The sequence below is a fragment of the Burkholderia sp. Se-20373 genome (genome assembly GCF_017104705.1).
GTDB lineage: Bacteria > Pseudomonadota > Gammaproteobacteria > Burkholderiales > Burkholderiaceae > Burkholderia.
In genome coordinates this window covers 36,903-54,821 of record NZ_JAAGPH010000016.1, presented here as the reverse complement: position 1 = coordinate 54,821, position 17,919 = coordinate 36,903, and the positions used below count along the sequence as shown (strand labels likewise).

The 17,919-nt window shown below is 66.2% G+C and carries 12 protein-coding genes and 1 tRNA gene; 10 read left to right on the top strand and 3 right to left on the bottom strand.

Going from position 1 to position 17,919, the window contains the following annotated elements; genetic code table 11:
- Positions 1–230: 230 nt before the first annotated feature.
- Positions 231–1,448 (bottom strand): UDP-N-acetylglucosamine 2-epimerase (non-hydrolyzing), encoded by a 1,218-nt coding sequence (gene wecB, locus G3N96_RS08465; RefSeq protein ID WP_124575833.1) that lies wholly within the window; start codon positions 1,446–1,448, stop codon positions 231–233.
- A gap of 1,198 nt (positions 1,449–2,646) precedes the next feature.
- Between wecB and G3N96_RS08460 the strand changes: the two genes are divergently transcribed.
- The 7 genes from G3N96_RS08460 to glmS all read left to right on the top strand — a co-directional run bounded on the left by G3N96_RS08460 (position 2,647) and on the right by glmS (position 12,528).
- Positions 2,647–4,191, top strand: a complete 1,545-nt coding sequence (locus G3N96_RS08460) for a glycosyltransferase (protein WP_124575834.1) — start codon at positions 2,647–2,649, stop codon at positions 4,189–4,191.
- A gap of 3 nt (positions 4,192–4,194) precedes the next feature.
- Positions 4,195–5,190, top strand: a complete 996-nt coding sequence (locus G3N96_RS08455) for a polymer-forming cytoskeletal protein (protein ID WP_206136917.1) — start codon at positions 4,195–4,197, stop codon at positions 5,188–5,190.
- 11 nt (positions 5,191–5,201) lie between these two features.
- The gene (locus G3N96_RS08450) at positions 5,202–6,212 is read left to right on the top strand and encodes a YaiO family outer membrane beta-barrel protein (RefSeq protein WP_206136916.1); all 1,011 of its coding nucleotides are present in this window, start codon (positions 5,202–5,204) and stop codon (positions 6,210–6,212) included.
- Positions 6,213–6,225: 13 nt separating this feature from the next.
- Complete coding sequence (locus G3N96_RS08445; RefSeq protein ID WP_206136915.1) at positions 6,226–6,996, top strand: hypothetical protein; 771 nt, start codon at positions 6,226–6,228, stop codon at positions 6,994–6,996.
- A 333-nt stretch (positions 6,997–7,329) separates the two neighbouring features.
- Positions 7,330–9,480: a polysaccharide deacetylase family protein gene (locus G3N96_RS08440; protein ID WP_206136914.1), complete on the top strand. Its 2,151-nt coding sequence runs from the start codon at positions 7,330–7,332 to the stop codon at positions 9,478–9,480.
- A 93-nt stretch (positions 9,481–9,573) separates the two neighbouring features.
- Complete coding sequence (locus tag G3N96_RS08435; RefSeq protein WP_206136913.1) at positions 9,574–10,662, top strand: hypothetical protein; 1,089 nt, start codon at positions 9,574–9,576, stop codon at positions 10,660–10,662.
- Between the two features lie 48 nt (positions 10,663–10,710).
- Positions 10,711–12,528 (top strand): glutamine--fructose-6-phosphate transaminase (isomerizing), encoded by a 1,818-nt coding sequence (gene glmS, locus G3N96_RS08430; protein ID WP_206136912.1) that lies wholly within the window; start codon positions 10,711–10,713, stop codon positions 12,526–12,528.
- A 51-nt stretch (positions 12,529–12,579) separates the two neighbouring features.
- Here the strand turns inward: glmS and G3N96_RS08425 are convergent.
- Positions 12,580–12,656: transfer RNA gene (locus G3N96_RS08425), tRNA-Arg, on the bottom strand.
- A 169-nt stretch (positions 12,657–12,825) separates the two neighbouring features.
- Positions 12,826–13,656 carry an undecaprenyl-diphosphate phosphatase gene (locus G3N96_RS08420; protein ID WP_059649338.1) on the bottom strand — a complete coding sequence of 277 codons (831 nt, stop codon included), beginning with the start codon at positions 13,654–13,656 and terminating at the stop codon, positions 12,826–12,828.
- 478 nt (positions 13,657–14,134) lie between these two features.
- On the opposite strand from G3N96_RS08420, the gene G3N96_RS08415 reads away from it, so the two are divergent.
- The 3 genes from G3N96_RS08415 to G3N96_RS08405 all read left to right on the top strand — a co-directional run bounded on the left by G3N96_RS08415 (position 14,135) and on the right by G3N96_RS08405 (position 17,909).
- Positions 14,135–15,046 carry an aldose epimerase gene (locus tag G3N96_RS08415; RefSeq protein WP_206136911.1) on the top strand — a complete coding sequence of 304 codons (912 nt, stop codon included), beginning with the start codon at positions 14,135–14,137 and terminating at the stop codon, positions 15,044–15,046.
- A 165-nt stretch (positions 15,047–15,211) separates the two neighbouring features.
- Positions 15,212–15,913 (top strand): peptidoglycan DD-metalloendopeptidase family protein, encoded by a 702-nt coding sequence (locus G3N96_RS08410; RefSeq protein WP_089494582.1) that lies wholly within the window; start codon positions 15,212–15,214, stop codon positions 15,911–15,913.
- A 367-nt stretch (positions 15,914–16,280) separates the two neighbouring features.
- Entirely contained in the window at positions 16,281–17,909 is a 1,629-nt protein-coding gene (locus G3N96_RS08405; protein WP_206136910.1) for an acyl-CoA synthetase, read from the top strand.
- The last annotated feature ends 10 nt before the right edge of the window (positions 17,910–17,919 follow it).

Here is a 17,919-nt window from a genome sequence, read left to right as displayed (position 1 = left end):
GATGTGCGACGGTTTTGCGCCGGCGTGCCGGATGCAGCGCCTCGTGCGCGTCGAGCGCTTCCGCTATCCGACAGGCACCACCGGCATGCCCAGGAACTGCCGCGTGTTGAACCCTGCGGAAAACTGCGTTGCGGGTCGCACACATGCAAGGATCCGGCGGGCCTGGCGGCCGGACCGGATCCTTATGCGACGGCAGCGAACGATCTGGAAGACGCTATCGCGTGCTCCCCTCACGGCGACCGCAACGCCTGCAACCCCAGCGTGAGCGCATTGAACGGCATCTCCGCGGCCCCCATCGAAAAGCTCGTCGTCTTCGTCGTCACGCCCGGCGTGCGCATCAGCGCGTGAACGATCCGCTCGCTTGCGTGACCGTCTCCATACGGATTGCTCGCATGCGACATTTCCTCGTAGGCGCTCTCGCTGTCGAACAGGCGCGATGCCTCCCATACGATCCGTTCCTGGTCCGTGCCGACGAGCCGCGCGGTGCCGGCCTGGATCGCTTCGGGCCGCTCGGTCGTCTCGCGCGTGACGAGCACCGGCTTGCCGAGCGCCGGCCCTTCCTCCTGAATGCCGCCCGAATCGGTGATGATGAAATGCGCGCGGGACATCAGGAATACGAACGACAGGTATTCCTGCGGCTCGATCAGATAGATGTTCGGCACGCCGCCGAGCCGCGCACGCGCCGGCTCGCGCACGTTCGGGTTCATGTGCAGCGGATAGACGAACTGCGCGTCGCGATAGCGGCCCGCGAGCGTACGGAGCGCCTCGCAGAAATGCTGGAACGGTTCGCCGAAACTCTCGCGGCGATGGCCGGTGATCAGCACGACGCGCCGCGACGGTTCGAGAAACGGGAAATACGCGGCAACCTGGTCCGACAGCTTCGACGTGCGGTCCAGCATGCGTTTGACCTCGTGCAACGCATCGATCACGGTATTGCCGGTCAGCGAGACCGCGCTGCCCGGCACGCCCTCGCTGAGCAGGTTGTCGCGCGCCTGCCCGGTCGGCGCGAAATGCCACGACGACACCGCATCGGTCACGCGGCGATTCAGTTCCTCCGGCCACGGCGACCAGATGTCGCCACTGCGCAGCCCGGCCTCCACGTGCCCGACCGGCAGATAGCGGTAGAACGCCGCGAGGCTGACCGCAAGCGTGGTCGTCGTGTCGCCGTGCACCAGCACGACGTCCGGATGCAGATCGTCGAAGACCATGCCGATCGCCTGAAGAATGCCCGTCGTCACGTCGGTCAGCGTCTGGCTTTGCCGCATCAGGTTGAGATCGTAGTCGGGCTTGATGTCGAACAGCGTCAGCACCTGGTCGAGCATTTCCCGATGCTGCGCGGTCACGCACACCCGTGCGTCGACACCCGCTTGCGCCTTCAGCGCACGCACCAACGGTGCCATCTTGATGGCCTCCGGCCGAGTCCCGAACACAAGCAAGATCTTCTTCATCGTTATCCTCGTTGAGCCGCTTCGCGCGGATGATCCAGCACGTGGTGCGAAGCATGTATTCAGGCGACGCATCCCGTACTCGCACGCAGTCAGCGCGTGGCGGTGTCGCGGGGCGAGCGCGCCGTCTTGTCCACGCGGTCCCGGCCGCGCGAATCGTCGTACTACCGGCGTCCCGTTGCACTTGATCAGTCACGTCATGAGTCGTTCCTCGCTGTGTCGAGCGTCACGTCCGTACGTCACGTCGCTTCCACACCAGCAATATTCAAACCAGCCGCCCTGCGGCCGGGTCCGGTTCGCACGTCTCGCATCGCACACACGCGGTGCGCTACGGAATGTTTCACAACTGCTACGGGGCGTCTCATTGACGGATCGGCACGACAACGATAAACAGCCGGCCGACCGCTCGATCCGTCTGACGACGTCGTCCGATGAATCGCGAATGCATGTCGGGCACCGGTCGCGCATCGAACCGTCCGCATCTTTCGAAGCGCGTTGCGTCGTCTCGATTCGGCACTTTTGTCTGTGCAGCGCACTGCGTGCACGCGGCCGCCGGCCGCAGTCAGGTCCGCACGATTTCCCGGACAGGCGGCGGCGCTTGCGTCGCACGAATCGATGCGCGGGAAATGTTGCGAATGTGTAACGCAGATCCGGCGCGGCCAGATACATCGGAGTCCGGTCTATTCAGCACGGACGACGGCAATCGCCGTTTCGGCATCCAGGTCACCACGCACGCGGAGAACGACGCGCGATCGCGCGTCTCGCAAAGTCGCGGCGGGCAACGCGACGGCGACTCGTTAGACAAACCGCCAGCCGTGTGACGTGCGTGAGGGCCGTCGCGGCGTGCTTGGGGTCGAATGTCATGCGCATACGCTGATTCGTCAGTGAATCAAAACGCGCCGCCGTCGCCCCGGCCGCACGCACACCTCGCGCCCGGTCCCTTGCTGCGCGGGGCATCGCGTCCCATGGCTCACGCCTTGCTTAATGTCAGACAGGTGCGTCCCGAAGCACGCGCACGGCAGCAGCGGACACACGGGGACGCCAAAGCAACGAAGCCGGGAGGCGACGCAACGCGTCCGCCGGGGCGAACGAGATCCGCCCTTGCGCGACGAACGTGCGGCCGTGTCTCATTCACATCCGCGCGATCCACGGGCGCCTTCAGCTCTCATCGGTCGTTGTCGCGGACACCGGGGACCAGGACATGAAGAAAACGCGGATGGCGTCACTCTGCGAGCAAGGCATGCTGCTGCTGATCGTGCTTGCCTTCTCGCTGAGCGTGCGCGACACCGCATCGCAGGCGATCGCCGAACCGGCGCGCATCGCCATGCCTGCGGCTAACGTGGCGGTCGCTGTCGAGCGCACGGCCCTCGACAGCGCGCCGCTCGCGATCCCCTTGCCGGCGTCACCCCATGCGGACGCGTCGCTCGAACCGCCGCCGGCCAGCGCACCGGGTATCACATTCGACCCCGATCTGCTGCTGATGCCCTGCGTCGCATACCTGTGGCTGTTCACGCTGTTGACGTGCGTCTACGCCGGACGGCATTACGTGTTCAGCATCGACCGCCTGTTCAAGCCGCAATGCGCGCCCTACCGAACGATTACCCATGGCGAATGGCCGCGGCTCACGGTGTTCGTCGCCGCCCACAACGAAGAAGCCGTCGTCGTCGATTGCCTGATGGCGCTGCTGGCGACGACCTACCCGCGCGACAGGCTGACGATCATTCCCGTCAACGACCGGTCGACCGACAACACCCGCGCGCTGATCGACGAGGTCCAGGCACTTGCGCCCGACCTCATCCAGCCGTTTCACCGCGAGTCGGGCAAGCCGGGCAAGGCGGCCGCGCTGAAGGATGCGCTGCACTTCATCCGCGGCGACATCATGGTGGTGTTCGACGCCGACTACCTGCCGCGCCCGGGGCTGCTGAAGGAACTCGTCGCGCCGTTCTTCGACCCGGAAGTCGGTGCGGTGATGGGCCGCGTCGTGCCGCAGAACGCCGACAGCAACCTGCTCGCGCGGCTGCTCGATCTCGAGCGCGCGGGCGGCTACCAGGTCAACCAGCAAGCCCGCAACAATCTCAACCTGGTGCCGCAGTACGGCGGCACGGTCGGCGGCATCCGCAAGGGCGCGCTCGACGCGGTGGGCGGGTGGCGCGACGACACACTCGCCGAGGACACCGACATGACCTATCGCCTGCTGCTGAGCGACTGGCGCACGGTCTACCTGAACCACGCCGAATGTTATGAGGAAGTACCCGAGCGTTGGGCCGTGCGTGCCCGGCAATTGACGCGCTGGGCGAAAGGCCACAACCAGACGCTGCTCCGCTATCTGGTTCCGGTGCTGCGCAATCCGCTGATCTCGCGGCGCTGCAGGCTGGACGGCGCGCTGCTGCTCGGCGTGTTCGTGATGCCCGCGCTCCTCGCGGTCGCATGGAGCGCCGCACTCGCGCTCTACCTGTTCAACGGCGTCAACTCGACGGCGCTCGGCCTGATCGTGTCGCTGTTCGCGCTGTTTTCGTTCAGCACCTTCGGCAACTTCGGCGTGTTCTTCGAGATCGTCGTCGCGGCCCGGCTCGACGGCCGCGCGACGCGGTTGCGGCTCGTGCCGGTCAACGTCGTCGGCTTCTGCGTGACGATCGCGGCCGTCGTCTCCGCGCTATGGGGGCTCACGCTCGACGCCGCATTCCGCCGTGAACTGAAATGGGACAAGACCGAGCGTTTTCGCCGGCAACTGAAACCGGAGCGATGATCGATGACGACCTTCAATGTGATGGTGCCGGTGGCCGGTGTGTTGAGCCTGCCGTTCCTGCCGATGCTGCATGAACTGATTCGTCGCAGCGACGTCGCGGCGCTGCCGATCGGCGACGGTCCGTTCGTCGATCAGGCGTTGCTCGCCACGCGCTGGCACGACGCACTGCGTGCACACGCGACGGGCGAGACGCCGGCCGATCCGTGCGCCGCACCGCCCTGGCAAGCACTCGGGCTGACCGTGCAGCACGCCGACTCGATCCACGTCGCACACGACGAGCATCGCGACGACGTGCTCCATGCCGATCGCGCGATCACGCTCGACGGCGGCGCCCGCGCGGCGTACGCGTTCGCCGGCGAACGCATCGACGTTCATGCCGGCGCGACGATCGGCGCACTTGCACACGCGCCGCGGATCGACATCGACGGCGCGGTGCTGCGTGGCGTCGTGGTCGGCGGCACCGTGCACCTGCACGGCGCCGGCGGCTTCGCGTGCCTGTACGGCGAACCGATCGTCTTCGGTGCCGCGCCGAGCGCACGCCCCGCCGGCGCGCCAGCCGCGCCACGCCGCGCGATCTCGCTCACGCGCCACTTCGCGACGCTGCCGCATTGCTTCCTGCACGGCCGCTACCTGCTGCATTGCGATGTTCGCCTGCCCGCGCACACGGTCGTGCAAGGCAACCTCATCGTCGACGGCACGCTCGTGCTCGGCGAAGGCTGCGTGCTGCGCGGCAGCGTCAAGGCGCATCGCGTCGAACTCGAACGTCATGCGTTACTGCACGGCGCCGTGTTCGCGCGCGACGAAGTACTGCTCGCGAATGCGAGCTGCATCGACGGCGTCGTGTCGGCCGGCGGCCTGCTGCGACTGACCGGTGCGTGCATCGGTGTCGCCGGCCATCCTGTCAGCGCGTGTGCGCGCGATGTCTCGGTAGTCGGGCACGCATGCGTGCACGGCGACCTCGTCGCGTGGCGCAGCGGCTGGTTCCACGCATCCCGTTAAGGAGCGCCCTCATGTCCGATCGCCCCTGCCATCGCGGCCCGCGCGCGCCGGTTGCCACCCTGGCGGTGCTGTGCGGAGTCGCCTTCGGTACGCCGCCGGTACTGGCCGCCCTGCCGGATGACGCCGCCGCACCGCCCGTGCAGTCGCCCGACGCTCCGATCGTCATCACGCCGCGGCCGCGAGACGAATCCACGTTCGTGCGCGTCAGCGCCGACGGCCTGCCGGACGGCGTGCCGCTCGCCGAGTTCACGCCTGACGATACGAACCGCCCGCCGCTACCCGACGCAATCGTCACACATGTCCAGGCGCCGAAAGAATCGCATACCGAACTGTCGCTCGGCTATTCGAGCGCGCACCTGACGCACGGTTACGGCGACTGGTACGGCGTGCATCTGCGTGGCGTCTATCAGGACGGCGGGCGCACCGTGCTCGGCGAACTCGCGCAGCTTCATCGCTTCGGCGAGAACACGCAGCTCGGCGCCCTGACCTACGTGCAGGATATCGGCCCCGACTGGTTCGGCGGTATCGGCTTCGCCGGCGCCACGTCAGGGACGATCCTGCCGAGCGCACGCGTCGACCTGTCGATCAATCGCAAGTTATTGTCGGATCGTTCGCTGGTCGTGTCGCTGGGCGCCGGTTACGCATGGAACCGCAGTGGCCATCGCGATCAGCTCTATCACGCCGGCGTGATCTGGTACGCGCTGCCGAAATGGATCTTCGAGGCCGGCACGAACTACACGGTCGATTCGCCCGGATCGGTGAAGGCGCCCGCCTATTACGGCGCCGTCACCTACGGCGAAGTCGGCAAGAGCGTGATCGTGCTGCGCGGCGGGTTCGGCCGCGAGGCCTATCAGGTCACCGGTTCCGGCTCGCAGATCGCCGATTTTCGCAGCCACGAGATCGACGCGAAATGGCGCTACTGGTTCACGCGCAAGTGGGGCACGCAGCTCGAGTTCGACTACTACCACAACCCGTACTACTCGCGGATCGGCGGCGAGCTGAGCGTGTTCTATCGCTGGTAAGCGGGCGGGCGACATGCAGACGCATCCCGTCCGTCCTCCCGCCGACCGTTCGCTGCGAATCCACGCGTATCCGCAGCGCTGGCTGCTGTCGATCGTACTGCTGACGCCCGCGCTGTATGCGTTGCTGTGGGTCGGCCTGCCGCTGGCCTGGCGCTACTGGCGCGCGGTGATGGTCTGGGGCGCGCAGCAGATCGATCCTGCGCTCCACGTGATCGTGATCGGTTATCCGCCCGACGCGCCGCGCGTGCCGCTGCTGTCGATCGACGTCGCGGCGCGCATGCCGGGCGACGTGCTGCTGGGCGCCACCGCGGCGCTCTGCGCGATCGGCTTCGCCGCGTCCTTCTTGCGACACAGGAACTGGCTGCCTGTTGCATATCTGTTACGTATCGCGAGCTTCACCCAGTTGCTGATTTGCGCGTACTTCTGGCTCGCGCCCGGCACGTTTCCCTATGTCCCGTTGCTGCATCTGCGCGACATGTTCGTGCTGCACGGCGCGGCGATCGCGATGATCCCGCTGGTGATGGCGACGTTGTACTACCCGCTCGATTTCTCACTGCTTCAGAAGGCTTGTGCGTCGGTGCTGGTACTCGGCTACTTCATCGTCGCGCTGCCGTTCGTGATGCTGCTGCACGCGACGATCATCCATAACGGCTCGCTGCTGTTCCTGCCGTTCTGCTATTTCCTGCTCGGCGGACCGCTGCTGATCGGCCTGCTGGTCACGCTCTACACCTACTGCGCGAGCTGGCCCGGTGCGCTGACGAACGGCTCCGATTCCGTCTGCTGATTTCGCGCACAAACGCGCCGTATCAGCGATGAAACGAATCCACCGTGTTTGCCGCCGTGCCGTTCGACTGGCGCCGCAGGAAGCCAGAAGAACCGGGCCTCCGGGGCAAATGGCACGTTGTTCGCTTCACTCATTGCGTCGCATCGAGTCCTCTCGTCGATGACGACAGCATGGTGTACCGACGTGTCCCGTTGGTCCGGCTGTCGTCGACAGGTGCTGCTCGATGTCCGACGCACCGGACAGCCGCACACACCTACGGGGCAGGATTGGTCGACCTGGCGGCACGCGCATCACGGCTGCCGCGCGCCCCATTCCTTGAGCGAGGAGTACACCATGTTGGCAAAGTCAGGCAAGTTCTTGCGGATCCTGTTCGCGTTGTTCGCGCTCGCGTTCGCATTCAGTCCGGGCGGCGTTCAGGCGGCCACCAACCAGCTCATCCTGCTGGTGCCGAATACGCTGACGTTGCCCGATCCGCGCGTGTCCGCATGGCTCGACACCGCGCAAGAGGAAGGGCTGCAGATCACGGTGATGACCGACAGCCAGTTCATGGCGGCCGGCGCGTCGCTGTCGCAGTACCCCGGCCTGATCCTGCCCGATCAGGTGCATACGACGGCCGACGACACGCTCGTCACCGCGATCCAGAACTATGCGCTGAACGGCGGCAAGGTGATGCTCGTCTACGATTTCGGCGTGCTGAACTCGGCCGGCTTCTACGTGAGCCCGAAATCTCGTTTCAGCAACATGGTCGGTGTGGACTACGTACTGTATGACCAATTGGGCGGCAACATGATCGGCCTCGGCAACGTGACCGGCATGAGCAGCTGGCTGCGCACGCTCCAGGTGCCTCCCGGCAAGTCGATGACGTGGACCACGACCGCGGCGAGCACGACGACCGCCAGCGTCATGGCCGCGGCAACCACCAGCGGCTCGAAGACGAACAACTCGTCGAAGCCGACGACCGGTACCGCGCTCTACCTGTCCGGTAGCCCGTCGAACCCGGGCGGCCTCGCCAACTACAACCACGGCGCATGGTTCCAGTACGACACGCCGCCGGCAGGCAGCGGCATATTGAACCAGACGGCTCCGACGCTCAGCGGCGTCGCCAACGGCAAACTCGTGAAGTCCGGTACGTATAGCGCCAATTCGCTCGTCAGCACCACGACCGGCAAGGCAGCCACCACGCTCGCGTCGACCATGGCGACGACCACCGACACGCTCGAGGGCATTTCGGGCTACGTGTACGGCTTCCTGACCTATCCGAGTTTCGTCACACAGGGTACGTACACCGGCACGACGATCCTGACCTCGCCGACGTTCGGACTGGTGTCCGGCTACAACACGTACGGCAACGGCGGCGTGCTGTTCGTCAACCTGCCGCTCGCCTACCTCGACGGCCAGACCGATGGCATGCTGATCCACGGCTACCTGCATTATTTCGGCACGCAGATGCTGAACCTGCCGTCGCTGTCGCCGCTGCCGAAGGCGATGGCCGGGCTGGTGTTCAACTGGCACTTCTGCGCGGGCGACCAGATCCAGCCGGCGCTCCAGCTGAAGAACCTCGGCGTGTGGAACAACGGACCGTTCTCGCTCGTGATCACGGCCGGCCCCGATGAAGCGGCCTTCGGCGACGGCGACGGTGTCAACCTCGCCAACAACCCCACCGCGCTGAATCTCGTGAAGTATTTCCTGAGCAAGGGCCATCACGTCGGCAGCCACGGTGGCTGGATTCACGACTACTGGGGGGCGAACGCGAGCGAAACGAACGCGAGCACGTTCACGCAGTACCTGGTGATGAACCATCAGGCCGTTCAGGCAGCGACGGGCCAACCCGACGTCGAGTACGCGGCGCCGGAAGGCAACACGCCGACGTGGTCGGTCAACTGGCTCGAAAGCAACGGCTTCAACGGCTACTACTTCACCGGCCACACCGGCTCGGCACCGACCCGCGCATACCGCAACGGCGCGCTGCTGAACCCGGGCCTGTGGGCTTACCCCGTGATGCCGTTCGGCAAGTACGCGACGTTCGAGGAGTTCCAGCAGTATGCGGTACCGACGAGCGACGTGAACAACTGGTACGCAGCCCTGATGAACTTCGTCGTCGCGAACCGCACCAGCAGGCTGATCTACGCTCACCCGCTCGGCGCATCGTCCTATACGTCGACATTGAGCGCGATCTTCTCGCAGGCCAACACGCTGAAGCTGCTCGGTCAGTTCAAGTGGTACACGATGAGTGACATCACGATCTTCGATCGTGCGCGCCTGAACGTCACGTGGTCGGCCACCGACACGGGCAGCAGCTGGGCGTTCGCCGCCAGCCACCCGACGAGCCTGGCGAACATGACGTGGCTGTTGCCGAAGAAGGCCTACGCACTGCCGTTGATCACGCAAGGCAGCGGCATCGTCGTCATCACCGACGCGACGTACTGGCTCGTCACCGCGAACGGCGGCACCAGCCTCAAGTTCACCAGCGGCAAGGTGAACTGAGCCGCAACGTCGACACACTCGCCGGCGCGCGACGCGGCCAACGCCGCGCCCGGCGAGCATTGCGCAGGACTACCGCGCAGGAGCCCCCCAATCATGAACCGGCCCGCGCTTTCCCCGGCCGCACGCGCCCGCGTGACGGCCACCGCCCGGCTATGCCGCCTGTGGTGCGTTGCCTGCTGTGTCTCGGTATCCGGCTTCGCACTGCACGCGAACGCCGCCGAACTCCAGCTCAACGGCCTGTACCAGCGCCCCGACGGAGCGATCACCGTGCGTCTGAATGGCGCAGGCATCGATCCTTATTTTGCGGCGAAGGCGCTGCTCGCCGCCGACGACGCCGGGCTCGACGCGCACCAGGCCGCACTGGCGTGGATCGCGTGGCTGCTGCCGCGCCAGCGCCCCGACGGCGGCTTCGATCGCTACTGCATGAAGAGCGGCCAGTACAGCGCGTGCGCGGAAGCCGACGCCGACGACGCGATGATGGCGACCTGGATCGAACTGCTCTCCCGCTTCGCGCCGCCCGACGGCATGCCCGCCACGTGGGAACTCAGCCTGAACCGCGCGAGCGCGCATCTGGACACGCTGCTCAGCAAGCCCGCCGGCGTCTATCAGATCTCGTCGACGCTGCATGTCGCGCTGCTGATGGACAACGTCGAGGTGCACAGCGCGTTCCAGGCGCTCGCCGCGTACTACGTCCGGCACGCCGACTACACGCATGCGGGCCCGTGGAGCCAGCGCGCCGACCGGCTCTCGTTCGCGATCCTGAAGGTGTTCTGGCGCGGCACGCAATCCGGCTTTCGCGCGAGCACGCAGCGCATCAGCGACGCGACCTTCTATCCGGCGAAGGTCGCGCAGATCTTCCCGCTCCTGTCGGGCATCAAGGTCCCCGACCAATCGAGCGCGGCGATTTACGCGCAGTGGATGCAGAAATATGGCAAGACCTGGCTGCAACTGGCCGGCAGCGATTATCCATGGGGCTTGATTGCGCTGGTCGCATTCAAGATGAACGACTGGAGTACGGTCGCCTGCTGGCATGCGCGATCAGGCCCGTACCGGCACGGTGCGCACTGGAACGTACTGGAGGAATCGCTTTATCTCGCATTCGAAAGCAGGATGGCCGACCCCGTCGCGCCCGCTCAATGCGGCTTCACGACGGCGGAGGCAACGGAGACTGCATCGCGCTGACACAGCGTGCATGCGGCCCAAGAAAATCGCCAGGGAAGGAGACGTGTCATGTGTGGCATCGTCGGCGCGGTCGCGCAACGGGACATCGTCCCGATTCTGATTGAAGGTTTGCGTCGCCTCGAATATCGCGGCTACGATTCATGCGGCGTGGCGACGGTCGTCGACGGCCAGGCGCGTCGCGAACGCAGTGTGTCGCGTGTCGCCGATCTCGACGCGCACGTGCGCACCGCCGGCCTGACCGGCAGTACCGGCATCGCGCACACGCGCTGGGCGACGCACGGCGCACCGGCAACCTGCAACGCGCATCCGATCTTCTCGCGCGACGAAATCGCGCTCGTGCATAACGGCATCATCGAAAACCACGAAACGTTGCGCAAGCAACTTTCCGACGCACACTACGAATTCGACGGCCAGACCGACACCGAGGTCGTCGCGCACCTGATCCACAGCCAGTACCGCGGCGATCTACTCGCCGCCGTGCGCGCGGCGACATCGCAGCTTCACGGCGCGTACGCGATCGCCGTGTTCAGCAAGCACGAGCCGCAGCGGCTGATCGGCGCGAAGGTCGGCTCACCGCTCGTCGTCGGCGTGAAGGACGGCGAATGCTTTCTCGCCTCCGATGCGCTCGCGCTCGCCGGCATCACCGACCGCTTCATCTTTCTCGAGGAAGGCGACGTCGTCGAGTTGACGCCGGGCGGCGTACGCGTGCTCGATCGCGGCGGCGCACCGGTCGAGCGCGCGGTGCAAACCATTTCCTCCGCGCAGGCCGCGGTCGAACTCGGGCCGTACCGGCACTTCATGCAGAAGGAGATTTTCGAGCAACCGGAGGCCGTGGCCGCGACCATCCCGGATGCGGGGCTGTTCGATCCAGCCGTATTCGGCCCGGATGCCGCGCGGGCATTCGAGCAGATCGACAACGTGCTGATTCTCGCGTGCGGCACGAGTCACTATTCCGGCCTGACCGCGCGCCGCTGGCTCGAAACGATCGCGCGCATCCCCGCGCAGGTCGAGATCGCGAGCGAATACCGTTACAGCGATGCGCTCGCGATGCCGAACACGCTGGTGGTCAGCGTGTCCCAATCGGGCGAGACCGCCGACACGCTCGCCGCGCTCAAATACGCGCAGGCGCTCGGCCATATCGACACGCTGGCGATCTGCAACGTGCCGACCAGCGCGATGATGCGCCAGACCGGCCTGCGCTTCCTGACGCGGGCAGGCCCGGAAATCGGCGTCGCGTCGACCAAGGCGTTCACGACGCAGCTCGTCGCGCTGTTCCTTCTCGCCGTCACGCTCGGCCGGCTGCGCGGCTACGTCGACGATGCGCAGCTCGCGCGCTACACGATGCAATTGCGGCGGCTGCCCGGTGCGCTCGAGGATGTGCTCGGGCTCGAACCGCAGATCGAACGCTGGGCGGCGGAGTTCTCGCAGCACGAAAACGCGCTGTTTCTCGGGCGCGGGCTGCACTACCCGATCGCGCTTGAAGGCGCGCTGAAGCTGAAGGAGATTTCGTATATCCACGCGGAGGCGTATCCCGCGGGCGAGTTGAAGCATGGGCCGCTCGCGCTCGTGACGCACACGATGCCCGTCGCGACGATCGCGCCGAACGACGCGTTGCTCGAGAAGCTGAAGTCGAACATGCAGGAGGTGCGGGCGCGCGGCGGGCAGCTTTACGTGTTCGCCGATGCCGATACGCGGATCGACAACAGCGAAGGCGTGTCGGTACTGCGGATGCCGGATTACTACGGGCTGTTGTCGCCGATCCTGCATGTGGTGCCGTTGCAGCTGCTTGCGTATCACGCGGCGTGTTTGCGTGGCGCGGATATCGACAAGCCGAGGAATCTGGCGAAATCGGTGACGGTGGAGTGAGGGGGTTGGGTAACCGGGGGCGGACTGGTGAAGGTCTTCGAGGGATCAAACTGGCCCGCCCTACACGATTCGAACGTGTGACCTACGGCTTAGAAGGCCGTTGCTCTATCCAACTGAGCTAAGGGCGGTCGGGGAGAAAAGACACGGCCGGCGCGGGCTGCATTTGATGCAAGGCTTCAAGCGGCAGCAAGAACCACCACCCTCGAAGCCCCGAAACAAAACGGGCCCGGCATGAAGCCGAGCCCGAAATTATACCCGATCATCGCGCCACATCACGCGAGATCGGCCTTCGCAGCATCAAACCGGCTGTGGATGCAGCATGAACCAGCCGAGGCAGAACACACCGGCGATCACGCAATACACGCCGAACGAAGCCAGCCGGCCACGCCCTTCGAAGTAGCGCATCAGGAACCGCACGCTCAGATACGCGGCGATCGCCGTCAGCACGCCGCCGAGCAGCGCATCGGCGAGCTGGTCGCGCGCATGGAACAGCTTCGGCAGCTCAAGCACCCCCGCCGCGAAAATGATCGGCGTACCGAGCAGGAACGAGAATTCCGCGGCCTTCTCCGCCGTCAGCCCCGCGGCATTGCCCGCGATCATCGTCAGCCCGCTGCGCGAGAAGCCCGGAATCAGCGCGCCGATCTGCGCGAGCCCCACGAAGAACGCCTGCTTGAACGTCATCTTCTCCGGTGCCTGATGCGCGCGGCTTCGCTGAATGCGATCGCCGAGCCACAGCAGCACGCCGTTCACGATCAGCGCGATCGCGACGATCCGCAGGTCGTGGAACACGCGCTCGATGCGCTTTTCCAGCAGCAGCCCGACGATGCCGGTCGGAATCGTACCGATGATGAGCGCCCACATCAGGTGTCCGTCGTCGTTCTTGCGGCCGCCGAGCTGCGCAAAGAAGCCGCTGATCAACGCGATCCAGCGCGCGCGGAAATACCACAGCAGCGCCAGCGCGGTGCCGAGGTGCAGCGCGACGAGGAACGGCAGCAGTTGCGGTGCGTGCTTGTCGATGTGCATGCCGAACAGCGCAGGCACGAGCAGCGTATGGCCGAGGCTGCTGACGGGGAAGAGTTCGGTGACGCCCTGCAGGACGCTCAGGAATACCAGAAACCAGAGACTCACGCGTCGGTCCTTTTAGTGAAAATCAAGCGAAAAGAGAAGCGGACGACGCGATGCGCGTCCGTAAAAACGCGCCACGATTATGCCGAGCCCGGATTACTGCGCCAAGGCATTTGGCTGGATATTGCGGCAATGCACACAAACGCTTGCAATTTGTAAGCACTCAGAAAGCAAAAAGCCCGCCATTTGCATGGCGGGCCTTTCGACTTCGGCAGGAATTGCCGTCAGCGGCCGAGCTGATAGAAAAATAATACCGTGCTGCCGGTGAACATGCCGAACAGTGCGATACCCATTGCCATTGCCAGATCCATGGCCCCCTCCACGAAGTGTCATGACCCGGCAACATCACCGGTTTAGACGCATTATCCCGACCGATGACAGTCTAAAAAACTCGCGATTTCCCGAGAAGGGTTTTCCCCGAGCCGCCACGGCCCGATAATGGAGCGCGCCGTTCCCGTCCACCCGCCCAACCCGATTCGCCATGCCGACCTTCCAGCAACACGACATTCACGAACTTCACGCCGGCCCATCGCTCGTCCGGGTCGCTCCGCAATTCGGCGGCCGCCTGCTGTCATGGGATGTCGACGGCGAACCGGTAATCTTCTGGCCGGACACGGCCGACTGGAGCAATCTCGCACGCGTGCGCGGCGGCAACCCGCTGCTGTTCCCGTTCCTCGGCCGACACCGCGTCGACGGCGAACTCGGCCGCTGGCGCGATGCCGCCGGCGTGGTGCGCGACCTGCCGATGCACGGGTTCGCGCGCGACCTGCCGTTCGCCGCGCAACCGTCGGCCGATGGCGCCGCGCTGTCGATGACGCTCGACGCGACCGACGCGTTGCGCGCAAGTTACCCGTTCGACTTCCGGTTCGAAACGACCTACCGGCTGGCCGACTCGCACACGCTCGAAGTCGCGCTGACGACGACCAATCGCGGCGACACGCCGCTGCCCTACTACGCCGGCCACCATTTCTATTTCGCGCTGCCGCACGGCGAACGCGCCGACACCACGCTCGAACTGCCGCCCACGCATCGTTGCGCGCAGCAAGCCGACGGCTCGATCAGCACGCCCGAACCGGGCGAAGCCCGTTATCACCTCGACAACCCGGACATCCTTGACCGCTTCCACTGCCTCGACGGCGTGCCGGCCACGCCGGTGCGCATCGTGATGCCGGGCCGCCGCCGCACGATCGAGATCGCGCTCGACGTGCCGGGCTCGATCCCGTGGTACGCGGTGACGACCTGGACCGAGAAGCCGGATTCGGACTTCTATTGCGTCGAGCCGTGGCTTGGCCTGCCGGACGCGATCCACAACGGCCTCGGGCTGCGCCTGCTCGCACCGGGCGCGACCGAAACGGCCACGCTGCGGCTTCGCGTCCTTCCGCTCGCCGGCTGATACACAGGCTTGATACGCAGGCTGAAACGCCGTCAGGCAACGCGTGGAACCGGTGCGCCGCAGCCCCGATAACGGCCCAAACTGCGGTGCGCGGGTCGAACCCGTTAAAATCGGACGTTTTGTGTTGCCTGCCGCATCACGCGCGGCAGGGTTTTGCGAGGTTCAATGTTCGGAACAACAACGAAGCGACTCTTCGCAGCCGCCTGCGCCGCCCTGCTCGTCGCGTGCGGCTCCGCGCCCGTCGGCCCCGGGTTCTATCGCGTCGAGCGCGGCGATACGCTCTACAAGATCGCGCGCGACAACCGCACGTCGGTATCGAACATCGTGCGCTGGAACCAGATGACGAACCCCGATGCGATCGAAGTCGGCCAGGTGCTGCGCGTCGTGCCGCCGCCCGGCACGACCACCGCATCGACGCCGTCGACCACCGGCACCGGCAGTGCCGGCCGGGCCCGTCCCGCGCCCTCGGCGCCGGTCGAATCGGCCGTCAAGCCGGCCACGAGCATCGCGCTGATCTGGCCGGCCGCCGGCAATGTGGTCCGCACGTTCGACGGCTCGAAATCGAAGGGCATCGACATCGCGAACTCGCCGGGCACGCCGGTGGTCGCGGCTGCGCCGGGTGTGGTGGTCTATGCGGGTAACGGGCTGCGCGGCTACGGCAATCTGATCATCCTCAAGCACAACGCCGATTACCTGACCGCCTACGCGCACAACCGCGCGCTGCTGGTGAAGGAAGGCCAGTCGGTCACGCAAGGGCAATCGATCGCCGAGATGGGCAACAGCGACAGCGATCGCGTCGCGCTGCATTTCGAGTTGCGCTACGGCGGCCGATCGATCGACCCGTCACGCTACCTGCCGGCGCGCTGAACACCCGATGGACGACACGCGATGCCGGCACGCATCGCGTGTCGTCGCGGTGAAAACCGGGAAAGGTGATGTCAGCGCTTGCGCAGACGTCCGGTGAACCGGCCGGACAACGGATCGACGTGACGGGCAAACGCTACCAGTACGCCGATTCCGATCAGGCTGAACCCCGCAGCTATCAGAAGCAAATCCATGGTCACACACTGATTTTTTCGTGATCTTATGCGTCATTGTGGAATCGTGCACTGAGGCGGGCTATCGGACGAGTCCGAACATTCCCTATCAGCAGACACCATTGTGGATCCGCCTGCGTGAAATCCTGATGTAAGCCGCTCGCGCGACGCCACGTTCGCCCCCAGGAGACACCTCGATGCTGCCCGCCGCCGACCGCTACGACGACCTGCTCTCCCGCTTCGCGTGGGACGTCCCGGCGCGCTACAACATCGGCGTGGACGTCTGCGACAAATGGGCGGACGGCAGCGGGCGCCTCGCGCTGATCCACGAAACGGCACAAGGCGACGTTTTCCGCATCACGTTCGATGACCTGAGGAATGCCTCTAACCGGCTCGCGAACAGCTTTGCGCGCGCCGGCCTGCGGCGCGGCGACCGGATCGGCATCTTTCTCGCGCAGGGCCCCGAAACGGCCGTCGCGCACCTCGCCGCGTACAAGCTCGGCGCCATTGCAGTGCCGCTCTTCACGCTGTTCGGCGTCGATGCGCTCGAATACCGGCTCGCGAACAGCGAGGCGGCTGCGCTCGTCACCGATGCGGCCGGCTACGCGAAAATCGCGCCGCTGCGCGCCCGGCTGCCGGCACTGCGTACCGTCTACCGCATCGGCGACGATGCGCCCGATGAGCCCGATCAGCCGGGCGTGCTGCGCTACGACGCGGCGCTCGCCGCCGAAACACCCGACTTCGTGCCGGCCGATACGGCCGCCGACGATCCGGCGGTCATCATCTATACGTCCGGCACGACGGGCAAACCGAAAGGCGCGCTGCACGCGCATCGCGTGCTGCTGGGCCACCTGCCGGGCGTCGAGATGTCGCAGCAGTGCTTCCCGCGCGACGCGCGCCTGTTCTGGACGCCCGCCGACTGGGCATGGATCGGCGGCCTGCTCGACGTGCTGCTGCCGTCGTGGCATCACGGCGTGCCGGTGCTTGCGCGCCGCTTCGAGAAATTCGACGGCGACGCGGCGTTCGCGCTGATGGCGCGGCACGGTGTCACTCATGCATTCCTGCCGCCCACCGCACTGAAGCTGATGCGTACCGTCCCGGCACCGCGCGAACGCTACGCGCTGTCGCTGAAATCCGTCGCGAGCGGCGGAGAATCGCTCGGCACCGAGCTGACGGCCTGGGGGCGCGACGCGCTCGGCGTGACGATCAACGAGTTCTACGGGCAAACCGAGTGCAACATGGTGCTGTCGTCGTGCGCCGCGCTGTTCGATGCGCGGCCCGGCGCGATCGGCAAGGCGGTGCCCGGCCATGCGGTCGCGATCGTCGACGCGGACGGCACGCCGCTGCCGCCCGGCGTCGAGGGGCGCATCGCGGTGCGCCGCCCCGACCCGGTGATGTTCCTCGAATACTGGCGCAACGCCGACGCGACGCGCGACAAGTTCGCCGGCGACTACCTGCTCACCGGCGACACGGGCACGATCGACGCCGACGGCTTCGTGCGCTTCGTCGGCCGCGACGACGACGTGATCACGAGCGCCGGCTACCGGATCGGCCCGGGCCCGATCGAGGACTGCCTGCTCACGCATCCGGCGGTGCGGATGGCCGCCGTCGTCGGCGTGCCCGACGCGACGCGCACCGAGATCGTCAAGGCGTTCGTGGTGCTGAATCCCGGCCACGCCGGCGACGAGGCGCTCGTGCAGGCGCTGCAGGCACATGTGCGCACGCGCCTCGCCGCGCACGAGTATCCGCGCGCGATCGCGTTCGTCGACAGCCTGCCGATGACCGCGACCGGCAAGATCGTGCGCCGCGCGCTGCGCGACGCGTAGGCTGGCCGCC

Bases quoted from the DNA above. Each gene is read 5' to 3' on its own strand.
- wecB (WP_124575833.1), bottom strand. From the start codon at position 1,448: ATGAAGAAGATCTTGCTTGTGTTCGGGACTCGGCCGGAGGCCATCAAG.
- G3N96_RS08460 (WP_124575834.1), top strand. From the start codon at position 2,647: ATGAAGAAAACGCGGATGGCGTCACTCTGCGAGCAAGGCATGCTGCTG.
- G3N96_RS08455 (WP_206136917.1), top strand. From the start codon at position 4,195: ATGACGACCTTCAATGTGATGGTGCCGGTGGCCGGTGTGTTGAGCCTG.
- G3N96_RS08450 (WP_206136916.1), top strand. From the start codon at position 5,202: ATGTCCGATCGCCCCTGCCATCGCGGCCCGCGCGCGCCGGTTGCCACC.
- G3N96_RS08445 (WP_206136915.1), top strand. From the start codon at position 6,226: ATGCAGACGCATCCCGTCCGTCCTCCCGCCGACCGTTCGCTGCGAATC.
- G3N96_RS08440 (WP_206136914.1), top strand. From the start codon at position 7,330: ATGTTGGCAAAGTCAGGCAAGTTCTTGCGGATCCTGTTCGCGTTGTTC.
- G3N96_RS08435 (WP_206136913.1), top strand. From the start codon at position 9,574: ATGAACCGGCCCGCGCTTTCCCCGGCCGCACGCGCCCGCGTGACGGCC.
- glmS (WP_206136912.1), top strand. From the start codon at position 10,711: ATGTGTGGCATCGTCGGCGCGGTCGCGCAACGGGACATCGTCCCGATT.
- G3N96_RS08415 (WP_206136911.1), top strand. From the start codon at position 14,135: ATGCCGACCTTCCAGCAACACGACATTCACGAACTTCACGCCGGCCCA.
- G3N96_RS08410 (WP_089494582.1), top strand. From the start codon at position 15,212: ATGTTCGGAACAACAACGAAGCGACTCTTCGCAGCCGCCTGCGCCGCC.
- G3N96_RS08405 (WP_206136910.1), top strand. From the start codon at position 16,281: ATGCTGCCCGCCGCCGACCGCTACGACGACCTGCTCTCCCGCTTCGCG.